The sequence below is a fragment of the Micromonospora sp. LZ34 genome, from assembly GCF_052981855.1.
This window is the reverse complement of sequence record NZ_JBRIQN010000003.1, coordinates 157,751-174,485: the sequence shown is the minus strand read 5'-3', so window position 1 is coordinate 174,485 and position 16,735 is coordinate 157,751. Positions and strand designations below refer to the sequence as shown.

Sequence of the window (16,735 nt, the reverse complement as noted above, 5' to 3'; positions counted from 1 at the left end):
CTGGACTACCGACGAAAGGGAGAGCCCAGCTCATGCCCGACCACGCCACCGTCACCCCGCACCCACCCCGAACCGTCCGGCTCCGCACGGGGGTCGCCGCCCTCGCCGGTGCCGCCCTCACCGCGACATCGCTCACCGTCATCGCGCTGACCAGCACCGCCACCCCGGCCCAGGCGGCCGGGCTCTCCCCGTTCGACATTCCCGGCCGGGGCGCCACCGTCCCCTTCGTCGAGCACGAGGCCGAGGAGGTCGCGCACACCGGCACGAAGATCGGCCCGGACCGGCGGTACGGCACGCTGCCGTCCGAGGCCTCCGGCCGGGAGGCGGTCACCCTCGACGCGGTCGGCGAGTACGTCGAGTTCACCCTCACCGCGCCGGCCAACGCGGTCACCTTCCGGTACAGCCTGCCGGACAACGCCGCCGGCACCGGCCGGGACGCCAGCATCGACCTGCGGGCCAACGGCGCCCTGGTCAGGGCGGTGCCGGTGACCTCCCGGTACGGCTGGTACTACGGCGGCTACCCGTTCAACAACAACCCGGGCGACACCAACCCGCACCACTTCTACGACGAGACCCGGACCATGTTCGGGACCACCTACCCGGCCGGCACGAAGATCCGGCTCCAGGTCTCCTCGACCGCCCAGTCGCCCACGTTCACCATCGACCTGGCCGACTTCGAGCTGGTCGGCGACCCGATCACCAAGCCGGCCGGCGTCCTCGATGTGGTCACCGACTTCGGTGCCGACCCGACCGGCGCGACCGACTCCACCGCGAAGTTCCAGGCCGCGGTGGACGCCGGCCGGGCCCAGGGCCGGGCGGTCTGGATCCCGACCGGCACCTTCACGCTCTGGGACCACGTGGTGGTCGACGGGGTGACCCTGCGCGGGGCCGGGCCGTGGTACTCGGTGCTCGGCGGCCGGCACCCCACCGACCGCAAGCGCGCCGCCGGCATCTACGGCAAGTACGTCCCCGGCGGCGGCTACAGCGGCGGGATCCGGCCGCACGAGGCCGGTGGCCCGAGCCGCAACGTGACCCTGCGCGACTTCGCCATCATCGGCGACATCCGGGAGCGGGTGGACGAGGACCAGGTCAACGCCATCGGCGGGGCGATGTCGAACTCGGTGGTCGACAACGTCTGGATGCAGCACACCAAGGTCGGCGCCTGGATGGACGGCCCGATGGACAACTTCACCATCCGCAACAGCCGGATCCTGGACCAGACCGCGGACGGGGTGAACTTCCACTGGGGGGTCACCACCTCCACGGTGACCAACACCTTCGTCCGCAACACCGGCGACGACGCCCTCGCCATGTGGGCGCAGAGCGTGCCGAACGTCAACAACTCCTTCACCTTCAACACGATCGGCGTGACCATCCTCGCCAACCACCTGGTCACCTACGGCGGGCGGGACATCAGGATCACCGACAACGTGACCGCCGACTCGGTCACCAACGGCGGCGGCATCCACGTCGCCAACCGCTATCCCGGAGTGAACGGCCCGACCGCCGTCGCCGGCACGATCACCGTCGCCCGGAACACCCTGATCCGCAACGGCAACTCCGACTACAACTGGCGCTTCGGGGTCGGCGCGATCTGGTTCTCGGCGCTCAACGAGCCGATCCAGGGCGCGTCGATCACCGTCACCGACACCGACATCCTGGACAGCTCGTACGCGGCGCTGCACTGGATCGAGGGGGCCACCAGCGGGATCAGCTTCAGCAACGTACGCATCGACGGCGCCGGCACGTACGCCCTCCAGGTGCAGGCGCCCAGCCAGGTGTCGTTCACCAACGTACGGGCCACCGGGATCGCCCGGGCCAACCCGATCCACAACTGCGTCGGCAGCGGCTTCCAGATCACCCAGGGCGCCGGCAACTCCGGCTGGTACACGGCCACCCCGTACTGCGGGCCATGGCCGGAGCCGCAGTGGGGCGGCGGCCCGACCAGCCCACCCCCGACCACCAGTCCGCCGCCGACCACCCCGCCGCCCACCGGCGGGAACCTGGCCCTGGGCCGGCCGGTGACCGCCACCAGCTCGACCCAGACCTACGGCCCGGCCAACGCGGTGGACGGCAACGCCGCCAGCTACTGGGAGAGCGCCAACAACGCCTTCCCGCAGTCGCTCACCGTCGACCTGGGCGCGGCGCGCGCCGTCGACCGGGTGGTGCTGAAGCTGCCCGCCGGCTGGGAACGGCGCACCCAGACGCTGTCGATCCTCGGCTCCACCGACGGCTCGTCGTGGAGCACGCTCGCCGCCTCGGCCGGCCGCACCTTCGACCCGGCCAGCGGCAACACGGTCTCGATCGGCGTGCCGGCCGGTGACCGGCGGTACGTCCGGGTCACCGTCACCGGCAACACCGGCTGGCCGGCCGGCCAGGTGTCCGAGTTCGAGGTGTACGGCGGCGGCACGCCGCCACCGACCACCCCGCCCCCCACCACGACACCGCCGCCGACCGGCAACCTGGCGCTCGGCCGGCCGGTCGCGGAGACCAGCCACGCCGACGTGTACGTGGCCGCCAACGCGGTCGACGGCAACCCGAACACCTACTGGGAGAGCGCCAACCACGCCTTCCCGCAGTCGCTGACGGTCGACCTGGGTGCCGCCCGTCCGGTCGCCCGGATCGTGCTGAAGCTGCCGCCGTCCGCGGCCTGGCAGACCCGTACCCAGACGCTGTCGGTGCTCGGCTCCACCGACGGCTCGTCGTGGAGCACGCTCGCCGCGCCGGCCGGCCGCACCTTCGACCCGGCCAGCGGCAACACCGTCTCGATCGGCGTGCCGGCCGGCGACCGGCGGTACGTCCGGGTCACCGTCACCGGCAACACCGGCTGGCCCGCCGGCCAGCTCGCCGAGTTCGAGATCCACGCCACCTGACGTGTGGGCCGGGCCCCGTACGCCGACCGGGGCCCCCGCCCACGCCGCACCACACCCCCGCACACGCCTCTCCACGTCCCCGGAAGAAGGTGTCCCCCCACCATGTCCAGATTCCGTACCCGGGTCGTCGCGGCGCTCGCCGTGCTCGGCCTCGCCGTCACCGCGGCGCCCGCGCCACCGGCCGTCGCCGCCGGCGGACCCAACCTCGCCGCCGGTCGCAGCGCCGCGGCCAGCAGCGTCAACGGCCCGTACGTCGCGGCCAACCTCACCGACGGCAACCCGTCGACCTACTGGGAGAGCAACGGCGCCCTCCCGCAGTGGGCCCAGGTCGACCTCGGCTCGGGCCAGTCGATCGACCAGGTGAAGCTGAAGCTGCCGGCCGGCTGGGAGGCGCGCACCCAGACGCTGTCGGTGCAGGGCAGCGCGGACGGCAGCGGCTTGAGCACCATCGTCGCCTCGGCCGGCCGGGCGTTCAGCCCGGCCGGCGGCAACACCGTCACGCTCGACTTCCCTGCCACCACCACCCGGTACGTCCGGGTCGTGATCACCGCCAACACCGGCTGGGCCGCGGCCCAGCTCGGCGAGCTGGAGGTGTACGGCGCGGCGACCTCGTCGGCGAACCTGGCGTCGGGCCGGACCATGACCGCCAGCGCCCACGCGGACGTCTACGTCGCCGGCAACGCCAACGACGGCAACCAGGGCAGCTACTGGGAGAGCGCGAACAACGCCTTCCCGCAGTGGCTCCAGGTCGACCTCGCGGCCACGGTGAGCGTCAACCGGCTGGTGCTCAAGCTGCCCGCCGGCTGGAACGCCCGCACCCAGACGATCACCGTGCAGGGCGGCACCAACGGCTCGACCTTCAGCACCATCGTCGCGTCGGCCGGGTACGCGTTCACCCCGGGCGCCAACAACACCGTGACCATCACGTTCACCGCGGCCAGCACCCGCTACCTGCGGCTGCTCTTCACCGCCAATACCGGCTGGCCCGCCGGGCAGCTCTCCGAGCTGGAGGTCTACGGGCCGGCGACCGGCGACACCCAGCCGCCGTCCGCGCCCGGCAACCTGGCGTACACCGAGCCGGCGAGCGGGCAGATCCGGCTGACCTGGACGGCGTCCACCGACAACGTCGGGGTCACCGGGTACGACGTCTACGCCAACGGCGTCCTGCGGACCAGCGTCAGCGGGACCACGTTGACGTACACCGACAGCCAGCCGGCCGGCGCCACCGTCTCCTACCACGTCCGGGCCCGGGACGCGGCCGGCAACCAGTCGGCCAACAGCAACACGGTGACCCGGACCGGCGACACCGGCGACACGGTCGCGCCGACCGCGCCCGGCAACCTGGCGTACACCCAGCCGGCGACCGGGCAGATCCGGCTGACCTGGACCGCCTCCACCGACAACGTCGGGGTCACCGGGTACGACGTCTACGCCAACGGCGCGCTGCGGACCAGCGTCAGCGGGACCACGCTGACGTACACCGACAGCCAGCCGGCCGGCGCCACGGTCTCCTACTTCGTCCGGGCCCGGGACGCGGCGGGCAACCAGTCGGCGAACAGCAACACGGTGACCCGGACCGGCAGCACGCCGGGCGGCAGCAACCTCGCCGTCGACAAGCCGATCACCGCGTCCTCGGTGGTGCACGTCTTCACCGCCGCCAACGCCAACGACGACGACGTCACCACCTACTGGGAGGGTGCTCCCGGGGCGTACCCGAGCACGCTGACCGTCGCGCTGGGCGCGAACGCGAGCATCAGCGCGCTGGTGGTCAAGCTGAACCCCGACCCGGTCTGGGGGCCGCGCACGCAGACGTTCCAGGTGCTCGGCCGGGAGCAGTCCGCGTCCGGGTTCAGCACGCTGGTCGGTTCGGCGACGTACTCGTTCAGCCCGGCCAGCAGCAACACGGTGACCATCCCGGTGTCGGCGACGGCGGCCGACGTCCGGCTCCAGTTCACCGCCAACTCCGGCTCGTCCAACGGGCAGGTCGCCGAGTTCCAGGTGATCGGCGTGCCGGCGCCGAACCCGGACCTCACGATCACCGGGATCACCGCCACGCCCACCGCGCCGGTGGAGACCGACGCGATCACCCTCGCCGCCACCGTCCGCAACGCCGGCACGGCGGCCTCCGCCGCCACCACGGTCGGCTTCCAACTGGGTACGACGAAGGTCGGCACGGCCACCGTCGGCGCCCTGGCGGCCGGCGCGTCGACCACCGTCTCGGCGAACATCGGCCCGCGCAACGCCGGCAGCTACCCGCTCAGCGCGACGGTCGACGAGGCGAACACGGTCATCGAGCAGAACGAGGCGAACAACAGCCACACCAGTCCGAGCCCGCTGACGGTCAGCCCGGTGGCCAGCTCCGACCTGGTCGCCTCGGCGGTGACCTGGTCACCCGGCACGCCGAGCGCGGGCGCCACGGTCAGCTTCGCGGTGACCATCCGCAACCAGGGCACGGTCGCCTCGGCGAGCGGCGCGCACGGCATCACGCTGACCGTGCTCAACGACACCGGCGCCGTGGTCCGTACGCTGACCGGCTCGTACAGCGGCACCATCGCCGCCGGGGCGAGCGCCGGCCCGGTCAACCTGGGCACCTGGACCGCGGCCAACGGCCGGTACACGGTCCGGGTGGTGCTCGCCGACGACGCCAACGAGCTGCCGGTGAAGCGGCAGAACAACACCAGCGAGCGGTCGCTCTTCGTGGGCCGCGGCGCCAACCTGCCGTACGACATGTACGAGGCCGAGGAGGGCTCGGTCGGCGGCGGGGCGCAGGTGGTCGGGCCGAACCGGACCATCGGCGACCTGGCCGGCGAGGCGTCCGGGCGGCGGGCGGTGACCCTGAACAGCACCGGCGCCTACGTCGAGTGGACCACCCGGGCCCCGGCAAACGCCCTGGTCACCCGCTTCTCCATCCCGGACGCGCCGGGCGGCGGGGGCATCGACTCGACGTTGAACATCTACGTCAACGGCGTCCTGCACAAGCCGATCAGCCTCACCTCGAAGCACATCTGGCTGTACGGCGCGGAGGCCAGCCCGACCGACTCGCCCAGCGCCGGCCCGCCCCGGCACATCTACGACGAGGCGAACGTGCTGCTGAACTCCACCATCCCCGCGGGCAGCCGGATCCGGCTCCAGAAGGACCCGGCGAACAGCACCACGTACGCCATCGACTTCGTCAACCTGGAGCAGGTGGCGCCGCGGGCCAACCCGGACCCGGCCCGGTACCGGGTACCGAACGGGTTCAGCCACTCCGACGTGCAGAACGCCCTGGACGCGGTCCGGATGGACACCACCGGCACTCTGGTCGGCGTCTACCTGCCCGCCGGCACGTACGAGACCGCGCAGAAGTTCCAGGTCTACGGCAAGCCGGTCAAGGTGGTCGGTGCGGGCATGTGGTTCACCCGCTTCCAGACGCCGACCAGCCAGCAGAACACCGATGCCGGTTTCCGGGTGGAACCCTCGGCGAGCGGGTCGTCCTTCGAGCACCTGGCCTTCTTCGGCAACTACACCAACCGCATCGACGGGCCGGGCAAGGTCTGGGGCGAGTTGAAGGACGTCGACAACATGACCCTGGACAACGTCTGGGTCGAGCACACGGTCTGCGCGTACTGGGGGGTGAGCGTCAGCGGCCTGAAGATCACCAACAGCCGCTTCCGGAACACCTTCGCCGACGCGGTGAACATGACCAACGGCAGCACGAACAACCTGGTCAGCAACTCCGAGGGCCGGTCGAACGGGGACGACGCGTTCGCGCTCTTCTCGGCCATCGACCAGGGTGGGGCGACGGCCAACCACGGCAACGTCTTCGAGAACCTGACCGCCACGCTGACCTGGCGGGCGGCCGGGATCGCGGTGTACGGCGGCTACGACAACATCTTCCGCAACCTCTACATCGCGGACATGCTGACGTACTCCGGCATCACGATCAGCTCGCTGGACTTCGGCTACCCGTTCATCGGCTTCGGGGCCAGCCCGCCGACCCAGTTCCAGAACATCTCGCTGATCCGGGCCGGCGGCCACTTCTGGGGCGCGCAGACCTTCCCGGCGATCTGGGTCTTCTCGGCGTCCAAGGAGTTCCGCGGCATCCGGGTGTCCGACGTGGACATCGTCGACCCGACGTACTCGGGAATCATGTTCCAGACCAAGTACACCGGGGGCCAGCCGGAGAACCCGATCACCGACACGGTCTTCACCAACGTGTCGATCTCGGGGGCGCGGCGCAGCGGTGACGCGTTCGACGCCAAGTCGGGCTTCGGCATCTGGGTCAACGAGATGCCCGAGGCGGGCCAGGGCCCGGCCGTCGGCTCGGCCACCTTCGTGAACCTGCGGCTGACCGACAACTGGCAGGACATCCGCAACACCACGTCCACCTTCACCATCAACCGCAGCTGACGCGGCACGACCCGGGCGCCGTCGGGAGGACCCACCCTCCCGGCGGCGTCCGCCGTTCCGGGCCGCCCCTCGGGTTGCGGCAGGACTGGTTCAGTCGGCCGGGGCGCCGTGCCGGCCCGCTCCGGCCGCGAACCGGGCCGCCCCGGCCGCCGCGTCGACGGCCAGCGAGTCCATCCCGTACGCCAGCTCGGTGGCCAGTGCCGCCGGCTCGGGCAGGCCGGCGCCGGCCAGCACCGCGGCCCGGTCATTGCGCAGGCAGGTCTGCGGGTGCCGGGCGATCTCGGCGGCCAGCCGCTCGGCCGACGCCCGCGCCTCACCCGGCCCGACCAGCCGGTTCACCAACCCCATGGCGTACGCCTCCGCGGCCGGAACCGGCCGGCCGGTGAGGATCAGGTCCATGGCACGACTCTCCCCGATCAGCCGGGGAAGCCGGACCGTCCCGCCGTCGATCAGCGGCACTCCCCAGCGCCGGCAGAACACCCCGAGCACTGCGTCGGACTCGGCGACCCGCAGGTCGCACCAGAGCGCCAGCTCCAGCCCGCCGGCCACGGCGTACCCGGAGACAGCGGCGACCACCGGCTTGGTCAGGGTCATCCGGGTCGGGCCCATCGGGCCGTCGCCCTCCGCCTCGACCCGGTTGCCGCTCGGGGTGCCGATCGCCTTCAGGTCGGCGCCGGAGCAGAACGTGCCGCCGGCGCCCCAGAGCACGGCCACCGCCGCGTCCGGGTCGGCGTCGAAGGCGCGGAACGCGTCGGCCAGCGCCCGGGCGGTCGGCCCGTCGACCGCGTTGCGCGCCGCCGGCCGGTCCAGGATCACCGTGGTCACCGGCCCGTCACGCTCGACCCGTACGCCCATCGGGACAGCATGCCCCCGGCGCTGTCGGCACGCCAGTGGGCCCCCGGCCGGTCTCCGGCGACCGGGCGCAGGGCTAGCATGACCGACGGCACGATCATGCGAGCCCCGCGCGAGCGGGGAGAATCGGGAAGCCGGTGGAAATCCGGCACGGGCCCGCCGCGGTGACCGGGGAGCCACCGTCCACGCGCAGCAGCGCAGCCACTGGCCCGAGGGCCGGGAAGGCGGACGGCCAGGCGTCGATCCGGGAGTCCGAAGACCGGCCTCGCGTCCGGTGCCCACGCGCAGGCGTGGGCCGAGCGCAGCGGGAGCCTGCCCTGAACACCGAGCTGTACGACGTCATCCACCGCCGCCGGGACGTGCGTGCCCAGTTCACCGGCGCGCCGGTGCCCGAGGAGGTCCTGCACCGGATCCTCACCGCGGCGCACGCCGCGCCGAGCGTCGGTTACTCCCAGCCCTGGGACTTCGTCGTGGTCCGCGACCCCGAGCTGCGGCGGCGCTTCCACGACCACGTACGCACCGAGCGCGAGACGTTCGCCGCCACGCTGGACGGCGCGGCGGCCGAGACCTTCGCCCGCATCAAGATCGACGGGGTGCTGGAGTCGACCCTGTCGATCGTGGTGACCTACGACCCGGCCCGGGGTGGGCCGGCCGTGCTGGGCCGGCACGCCATCGCCGACACCGGGCTCTACTCGGTCTGCCTGGCCATCCAGAACCTCTGGCTGGCCGCCACGGCCGAGGGGCTCGGCGTCGGGTGGGTGTCCTTCTACCGGGAGCCGTGGCTGGCGGACCTGCTCGGCATCCCGGCCGGCATCCGGCCGGTGGCCTGGCTCTGCCTCGGCCCGGTCACCCACCTCGAGTCCGTGCCCGACCTGGCCCGGCACGGCTGGCGGCGGAAGCGCCCGCTGGCCGACGCGATCCACCACGACCGCTGGGCCGCCCCGGCCGGCTGACCCCACCGCCGCCGGATCCGCAGCGGCGCCCGGTCGTCACGCGCCGCTGCGGATCCGTCACCGGCGACCGGTTTGCGACCGCGAACGCCGGGAAGTCGGTACGGGTGCGAGCACTGTTGACGAAGATCGAGCAGAACACCCGGCTGGACCGGGTCGGTGACCGGTTGCAGCGCGCAGTCCAGGCGACCCTGCGCCCGCAGCGGGTTCGCGACCTGTTGCACGGCGTCTGGCTGGGCCACCCGCTGCACCCCGCGATGGTGCAGGTGCCGGTGGGTGCGTGGATCAGCGCGGCCATCCTGGACGTGCTGCCCGGGCAGCAGCGGGCGGCCACCACGCTGACCGCGGTGGGCACGGTGAGCGCCCTGCCGGCGGCGGTCGCCGGCCTCAACGACTGGGCGGCACTCGCCCCCGACCAGCGCCGGGTCGGCCTGGTGCACGCCGCGTCGAACAGCGTCGCGCTGATGTTCTACGCCGGCTCGGTGAGCGCGCGTCTCCGCGGCCGGCACGGGCTCGGCCGGGCCCTCGGCATGATGGGGCTCAGCGCGGCGAGCATGGGCGCCTACATCGGCGGGCACCTGGCGTACAAGCAGGGTGCGCAGGTCAACCAGAGCATCTCCGAGCTGCACCGGATGAGCGGCGGTTGGCACCCGCTGGGTGACATGGCGGCCCTGCCGCAGCGGCAACTGCTCACCCGGGAGATCGACGACGTGTCGGTGATCCTCTACCGGCACGGCGACGACGTGACGGTGATGCTGGAGCGCTGCCCGCACCAGAGTGGCCCGCTCGGCCAGGGCGAGGTGCAGGTCGTCGACGGGCACGAGTGCGTGGTCTGCCCGTGGCACGGCAGCACGTTCCGGCTCAACGGCGGCGAGGTCGTGCACGGCCCGTCCGGCAACGACCAGCAGATCCTGCCGACCCGGGTGCGCGAGGGCGTGCTGGAGGCCCGGCTGCCCTGATCCGTGGCACGCGGGGCGCCGGTCGGGTCCAGAGCGGCGAAGCCGGCGGACCCCTGCGCGCCGGACCTCCCGAGCCAGGCAACGCCCAGGGCGTGATGACGCTCCGGCACAAATGTGCCGGAACGTCATCAGGTTCGTGCGGATGGTCGCCCGGGCGGGCGCGGAGCGGTCGTCGGAAGGTATCGCCCGCTCCGGTCAGCCGGGCTGGTCGCGGCGGTGCCGGCCGATCGGGATTTCACCAGCGCGGACGGTGGCCGGGCGGCGGCGCAGGCCGAGGACCGCGCCGCCGCGCCAGGTCACCGTCCAGTACGTGGTGGCGCTGACCCGGTACGTGCCGGCCTTCGGGTAGCCGGCGTGGTAGCCGCAGTCCGGCGAGGTCTTCCCGGCGCGGGGCCCGGTGGCCGAGTACGCCGTGCCGGGGCCGGTGCAGGTCACCTTCCGGCCGTTGCCCATGTCCCACACGATCCGGTCCACCTTCGCCTCGATGAAGACGGTCAGTCCGCGGTCCTCCGCGTCGGCGTGCAGCGGGCCGAAGTAGTCCTCGCCCGGGCTGGCCCACATCCACACCGGCAGGCCGACCAGCCCCGGCCCCTTGCTCTTGCGGGGTGCCACCGCCACCCGGGGCGGGAGCAGCCGGATGGAGGCGAGTGCCCGCCGGGCCAACTCCTCCGGATCCGGCGGCGCGCCGAACCCGGGCGGCGGGGAGTCCCGCAGCACGGTGGTTTGGTCACCCAGGTCGCCGCCGTTGCAGGTGCGCACGTACCACTGCTGGCCGGGCGGCGTGTTCGCCGGTTGCGGCTGGGCGAGCTTGTAGTAGCAGCCGTCACCGTTGTTGAACCAGCCGAGCAGGTCGTCGTAGCAGGGAATGGTCCGGCCGTGCCACTGGCACGTGCCGCCGCCTCCGCCGCCGGAGTCGCCACCCCCGCCGGTGTCGCCGCCACCGCCCGGGTCGCCGGGCGTACCCGGGTCGTCGTCCCAGACGCTGCAGTCGGGCTGGCCGGGCGGGCACTCGACGCCCGGGTCGGCCCGCCCCGCGGCGACCGCCGGCACGGTGACCCCGGCGGCCAGCAGCAGCGCCAGGCCGGCGCCGACGAGCGCGCGGCGGGCCGCCCCGGGCCGGGTACCACGGCCCGGGGCGGCCCTTCCTCCCCAGGTCAGCACGGCTGGTCCTGGTGGCCAGCGCCGGCGCTGATCAGCCAGCGGCCGTCGGGATAGCGGGTGGCGGTGGCGGTGGCCAGGTGCCGGCCACCGCCGGTGCGGGGGACGACCTTGTTGGTCGGGGCGTAGACCAGCCGGTAGCCGGTCGCGTCCAGGCAGTCCTGGATCTCCACGGTGGCCGGCTCGGCCGCCAGGTTGATCGAGGTCACCGTCGGCTGCGAACGCAGCGTCCCGGTACGCATCGCGCCGTGCTCCTTCGCCTCGCGAATGGCCACCCGGACCCGGGTCAACAGTGGATCGGCGAGGAATCTGGACAGTCCCGGATAATGCGGATCGCTTCGTCGGCTGGCCGTACGGGATGCGTCGAGATAACCGGAATACGCGGCCAGCGCCGCTTTCTCCGCCGCCTGTTCCTCTGCCTTCCGCTCCGCCGGAGCGGGCGCCTTCCGGTCGCCGGCCGGCCAGCCGGCCGTCCCCTGCTCGGTTCCGCAGGCGGTTGCCGAACCGACCGCCGCGACCGTGAGCAGGCCCGCCATCCAGCGGCTGAGCTGCCGTCCTAGCACCGTCGTGCCTCCTCGGTGATGACCTGGGAGCCGCCGTCGCGGTGACCTCCGGGCATGCGGCAGCGCGGCCGGATCCGCCAGATCCGGTGCCGTGAATTACCCAGCCGCATTTACCGTTATGGATTACTTACGAATGCACGTTCCAGAAAGCATCCTGTCGGTTGAACGTGTGCTGCGTCACACCCAAGGGGCGAGCATGGGCTGACGTCCGCCGATGCAACAGAGGCAATTCATTCGAATACCGAGCGTGATGACGGGTGGTGGCGACGGGTGTACGGCGTCGGGCGGCGGGAAGAGCGCAGCCGAGGGAACGTGATCACGTTGCGGCGTTCGGGTGATGGGTTTCCCACGCCCCGTCGGGCCCGTGTCGCCGCCGGAGCGGGGCGGGCCCGACGCGGCATCTGGCCCGATCCGTCCCCCGGTCGCGCCGCCCTGGCCAGGCGCTACTTCCTCTCGCTGGGAATCCCGTCAATGCAGAAGCTGGACTTCCCACGTGGCGCGGACTGTGTCGCCGGGCGCCCGCGACGCGCCGCCGCTCGTCACACCCTCCGGTGGCTGGCACTACCGTCCGTGTCGGCCGTCGCGCATCCCGTCCCCGGTCGGCACCGCGCCACGGGTCTCCCCGGCCGCCATTGCGAGGGGCGGGGACGGCGGTGACCGGGCCCGCCGAAGGGCTCGACCGGGCGACCGGCGGCGGGCCCGACCTCGCCCCGACCTCGCCGGAGGTCCGCCCGCGCCACCGGCCGGGCCGCCTGGCCGCGCTGGCGCTCACTCCGCTTCTTCGGCTGGCCGCGATCCGGTACGCCGTACCGCCGGGCGAGCCCGACCGGACCGGCTGCGACCGCTGCGCCGCCCCGATCGGGCTGGACCGCCCGTGGCCGGCGCTCGCCCCGCGCGCCCGGTGCGGCGGCTGCGGAGCCCGGGTCGGCCCACCACCCGGCGCCGTGGAACTGGCCGCGCTCGCGGCGGCGGCGCTGCTGGCGCTGGCCGCCCCGCCGCCGGCCGTGCTGCCCGCCATCGCCTGGTGGTTGGGTTGGGCGGTGCCGCTGGTCTTCGTGGACCTGGCGGTGCACCGGCTGCCGGACCGGCTCACCTGGCCGGCCGCGGCCGGGACGTGGCTACTGCTCGGGGTGGCCGCGCTGGCCGGGGCCGGTCCGGCGCCCTGGCTGCGGGCCACCGCCGCCGGGCTCGGGCTGGCGGCCTTCTTCGCGGCCAGCACGCTGCTGCTCGGTCACCGGGGCTTCGGCCTCGGCGACGCCAAGCTGGCGCTGGGCGCCGGCGCCCTCCTCGGCTGGTACGACGGGGCGCTGCCGGTGGTCGGGCTGCTGCTCGCCGTCACCACCTCCGGGCTGGTCGCGCTGGGGCTGCTGATCGCCCGCCGGGTGCGCTGGTCCAGCCATCTCCCGTTCGGCCCGTACCTGGTGCTCGGCACCGCCGGCGCCCTGCTCCTGGCCCGGTTGTAGCGATTTGCGGGCATCGGCCCGCTCGCGCGGGCCGTACGCAGATGTGCGGACGGGGGTTCGGCGGTCCAGACGTGCGGGGCGCCGCACCGGTTCAGCGCGAGTGACCCAGGTCACATCAGATGAACTTTCACCTTCCCGTCACGTCCGGAGCCCTCGGATACCTCTCGCGTTCATCCAGGGAGAATGATGCGTTCAGTTCGTAAGTTATCGGCGCTGGCACTGCTGGTGCTGGGCGTCTCGGCGGTGGCTCCGGGCGGTGTGCCGGCATCGGCGCAGCCCCGGTCCACCAAGCCGGCGACCACACCCCCGGTCGCGGCCAAGCCCCGGGCGGTCACTCTGCTCACCGGCGACACCGTCCACCTCAGCACCGTGAACGGCCAGACGACTGTCGACGTCGTGCCGGGCAAGGGACGGGAGAAGATCCCGTTCATCACCCACAGCGCCGGCAAAGACGTGCGGGTCATCCCCGCGGACGCCGTCGGCCTGCTCAACCGCGGCAAGCTCGACGCGCGGCTCTTCGACATCTCGAAGCTGGTCGACTTCGGCTACGACGACGACACCCGGGCCACCCTGCCGCTCATCGTCCAGCACCGCAGCGGCGCCCCCGCCGGCCTCACCGGCGCCCGGATCACCCGGAAGCTCTCCGGGGCGAGCGCTGTCGCGGAGAGCCGCGCGGACGCGGTGTCCTTCTGGAACAACGTCACCTCCGCCGGGAGCGGCACCGAGCGGCAACTGCGGGCCGGGCTCGACAAGGTCTGGCTCGACGGGCTGCGCCAGCCGACCCTCGACGTCAGCGTCCCGCTGACCGGCGCGCCGCAGGCCTGGCAGGCCGGCTGGACGGGAGCGGGGGTGAAGGTCGGCGTGATCGACACCGGCGTCGACCAGACCCACCCCGACCTGGCCGGCCGCGTCGCCGCGGCGGAGAACTTCACCGCCGACCCGGACCCCCTCGACCGGGTCGGCCACGGCACCCACGTCGCCTCCACCATCGCCGGCACCGCGGCCGCGTCGCAGGGCCGCTACAAGGGCATGGCGCCCGACGCGACCCTCTACAGCGCCAAGGTCTGCATGGAGGAGGGCTGCCCGGAGTCGGCGATCCTGGCCGGCATGACCTGGGCGGCGGAGCAGGGCGTCAAGGTCGCCAACATGAGCCTCGGCGGACCGGACAGCCCGGAGACCGACCCGATCGAGGCGGCCGTGGCCGACCTCACCCACCGCTACGGCGTGCTCTTCGTCGTAGCCGCGGGCAACAGCGGCGAGGCCGGCGAGTCCACGGTGAACTCGCCCGGCAGCGTGACCGAGGCGCTGACCGTGGGCGCCGTGACCAAGACGGGCTGGCTGGCCTCGTTCTCGAGCCGTGGCCCGCGCACGGGCGACGCCGGCATCAAGCCGGACCTCACCGCGCCCGGCGTCGGCATCCTCGCCGCCCGCAGCTCGACCTCCGGCCTGGAGCCGTACTACGAGAACCCGCAGTACACCAGCCTCAACGGCACCTCGATGGCCACGCCGCACGCGGCCGGCGCGGCGGCGATCCTGGCCCAGCAGCACCCGGACTGGACGCCTGAGCGGATCAAGTCCACGCTGATGGCAGCCGCCCAACCGAACGCCGCCATCGGCGTCTACGAGCAGGGTGCGGGCTTCCTCAACGTCGGCCGGGCGATCGAGCAGACCGTCACGGCGAGCCCGGTCAGCGTCGCCTTCGAGCGGACAGCCACCGCGCAGCAGCGCACGATCACGTACGCGAACAGCGGCTCCTCCGCCCTCACCCTGGCTGTGTCCCTCGACGCCAAGGACGCCGACGGCGCCCCGGCGCCGGCCGGCCTGTTCAGCCTCAGCGCCTCCTCGGTGACGGTCCCGGCCGGCGGCACGGCCACCGTGACCGTCAGCGTGCAGGCCGGCGCCGACCTGCCCGACCGCTACTTCGGCGGTGAGGTGACCGCCACCGGCGGCGGCGTGCAGGTGCAGACCCCGGTCGCGCTCGACATCGCCCGCAGCGAGCTGACCCTCAAGCTCGTCGGGCCGGACGGCGGAGCGCCCACGCCCGAGCAGGGCTGGGTGACCATCCTGACCGACCTGGACCGGAACGGCATCCTGGTCTTCGACAACCCCGTGGTCACCAAGCACCGGATCCGTCCGGGCCGTTACACGGTCCAGACCTACCTGTTGACCGGCGACCCGTACCTCCCGCACGTCGCTTCGCTGATGCGCCCGAGCCTCGACCTGACCACGGACCAGGCGCTCACCATGGACGCCCGCCTGGCGAAGCCGATCGCGGTGTCGGTGCCGAACCCGAAGGCCACCGCGGTTCATCAGGAGTTCGGCTGGACGATCCGGATCGAGCAGCCGCAGATCTGGGGCAGCAACGACCCGTTCGGCGTGCTGATGGGCATCCCCTTCGACCACCTGCGAACGGCGCAGATCGGGGCCGGCGAGACGGCCGGCTTTGTCTCCTACGTCAACGGGATGTGGGGCCAGGTGCGCCAGGGCAGCCTGCACAACAGCCCGTACGCCTACCGGGTCTACCTCTACGAGCCGGAGAAGATGATGACCGGGCTCACCCGCAAGCTGCGCGGGGACGACTTCGCCACGGTCCGCTCCCAGATCAGCGCGGACGTGGCCGACGTGCCCGTTGCGCGGACCGCGGTCGCGCACGCGCCCGGCAACTCGCCGATCTACCGCGACGAGCGCAACATCCCGCCGAGCTTCAGCTACGACGTGCCGAGCACCATCACGGAGTACTACAACCAGGACAAGCAGGCGGTGTGGAAGTCGACCTCGGCTCAGCTGAGGTACACGTACTACGAGTCGCCGTGGACCAGCTTCCAGCCCGGGCGCACGTACAACGTGAAGTGGGCCAACGCGGTGGCCGGGCCGGTCTTCCCGGAGCCGAACTTCGGCCAGCAGTTCGCCACCCGCTACTGGGGCGACCTGATCGGCGGGCCGGGGCCGCTGCACGGCGACGGCGCCGGGCACATGGGCTTCCGGCACACCGTCGGCGGCAGCGTGCAGGTGGACCTCTACCGCAACGGGGTCAAGATCGGCGACGCGAACGAGACGCCCTGGGTGTGGAACGTACCGGCGGAGACGGGTGACTACCGGCTGGCCGCGACCTTCCGCAGCGACCCGGCGTTCACCCTGTCGACCGTGGTCGACGCGGAGTGGACCTTCAAGTCCGAGCACGTGAGCGACGGCGAACTGGTGAAGCTGCCGATGACGGCGATCCGGTTCACTCCGGAGCTCAACATCAACAACCGGGCGCCGGCCAACCGGCTGTTCGAGATCCCGATCTCGCTCGACCGTCAGGTCGGGGCGGCGCCGGGCCAGACCAGCAGCTTGACCGTCGACGCGTCCTTCGACGACGGCAAGACCTGGCAGCAGCTGACCGTGCAGCGGTCCGGCGAGAAGGCGGTCGTCCGGGTGTACAACCCGGCCGGCACCGGCTTCGTCTCGCTGCGGGCCGCCGCCACGGACACCAGCGGTAACACGGTCAAGCAGACCATCATCCGCGCCTACCGGTACTGACGGTGG

9 protein-coding genes and 1 riboswitch are annotated in these 16,735 nt (G+C 72.8%); of the genes, 6 read left to right on the top strand and 3 right to left on the bottom strand.

Annotated features, from left to right (window positions below; genetic code table 11):
- The first annotated feature begins 32 nt into the window (after positions 1 to 32).
- Complete coding sequence (locus ACVCAH_RS05115) at positions 33 to 2,873, top strand: galactose-binding domain-containing protein (protein ID WP_447134862.1); 2,841 nt, start codon at positions 33 to 35, stop codon at positions 2,871 to 2,873.
- Between the two features lie 102 nt (positions 2,874 to 2,975).
- A complete protein-coding gene (locus tag ACVCAH_RS05110) occupies positions 2,976 to 7,262 on the top strand; it encodes a discoidin domain-containing protein (RefSeq protein ID WP_447134861.1) in 4,287 nt (1,428 codons plus the stop codon).
- A gap of 90 nt (positions 7,263 to 7,352) precedes the next feature.
- Here the strand turns inward: ACVCAH_RS05110 and ACVCAH_RS05105 are convergent, their stop codons facing one another.
- Positions 7,353 to 8,117: a crotonase/enoyl-CoA hydratase family protein gene (locus ACVCAH_RS05105; protein WP_447134860.1), complete on the bottom strand. Its 765-nt coding sequence runs from the start codon at positions 8,115 to 8,117 to the stop codon at positions 7,353 to 7,355.
- 90 nt (positions 8,118 to 8,207) lie between these two features.
- Positions 8,208 to 8,390, top strand: a riboswitch (cobalamin riboswitch).
- Positions 8,391 to 8,431: 41 nt separating this feature from the next.
- On the opposite strand from ACVCAH_RS05105, the gene bluB reads away from it, so the two are divergent.
- A complete protein-coding gene (gene bluB / locus ACVCAH_RS05100) occupies positions 8,432 to 9,067 on the top strand; it encodes a 5,6-dimethylbenzimidazole synthase (protein ID WP_447135043.1) in 636 nt (211 codons plus the stop codon).
- Positions 9,068 to 9,171: 104 nt separating this feature from the next.
- The gene (locus ACVCAH_RS05095; RefSeq protein WP_447134859.1) at positions 9,172 to 10,023 is read left to right on the top strand and encodes a Rieske 2Fe-2S domain-containing protein; all 852 of its coding nucleotides are present in this window, start codon (positions 9,172 to 9,174) and stop codon (positions 10,021 to 10,023) included.
- A gap of 195 nt (positions 10,024 to 10,218) precedes the next feature.
- Here ACVCAH_RS05095 and ACVCAH_RS05090 read toward each other — a convergent pair whose 3' ends face one another.
- Both ACVCAH_RS05090 and ACVCAH_RS05085 read right to left on the bottom strand, forming a co-directional pair.
- The gene (locus tag ACVCAH_RS05090) at positions 10,219 to 11,184 is read right to left on the bottom strand and encodes a hypothetical protein (protein WP_447134858.1); all 966 of its coding nucleotides are present in this window, start codon (positions 11,182 to 11,184) and stop codon (positions 10,219 to 10,221) included.
- A complete protein-coding gene (locus tag ACVCAH_RS05085; RefSeq protein ID WP_447135042.1) occupies positions 11,178 to 11,717 on the bottom strand; it encodes a hypothetical protein in 540 nt (179 codons plus the stop codon). The genes ACVCAH_RS05090 and ACVCAH_RS05085 overlap by 7 nt, the downstream gene beginning before the upstream one ends.
- A gap of 779 nt (positions 11,718 to 12,496) precedes the next feature.
- Between ACVCAH_RS05085 and ACVCAH_RS05080 the strand changes: the two genes are divergently transcribed.
- Entirely contained in the window at positions 12,497 to 13,207 is a 711-nt protein-coding gene (locus ACVCAH_RS05080; RefSeq protein ID WP_447135041.1) for a prepilin peptidase, read from the top strand.
- Between the two features lie 186 nt (positions 13,208 to 13,393).
- Complete coding sequence (locus tag ACVCAH_RS05075) at positions 13,394 to 16,729, top strand: S8 family serine peptidase (RefSeq protein WP_447134857.1); 3,336 nt, start codon at positions 13,394 to 13,396, stop codon at positions 16,727 to 16,729.
- The last annotated feature ends 6 nt before the right edge of the window (positions 16,730 to 16,735 follow it).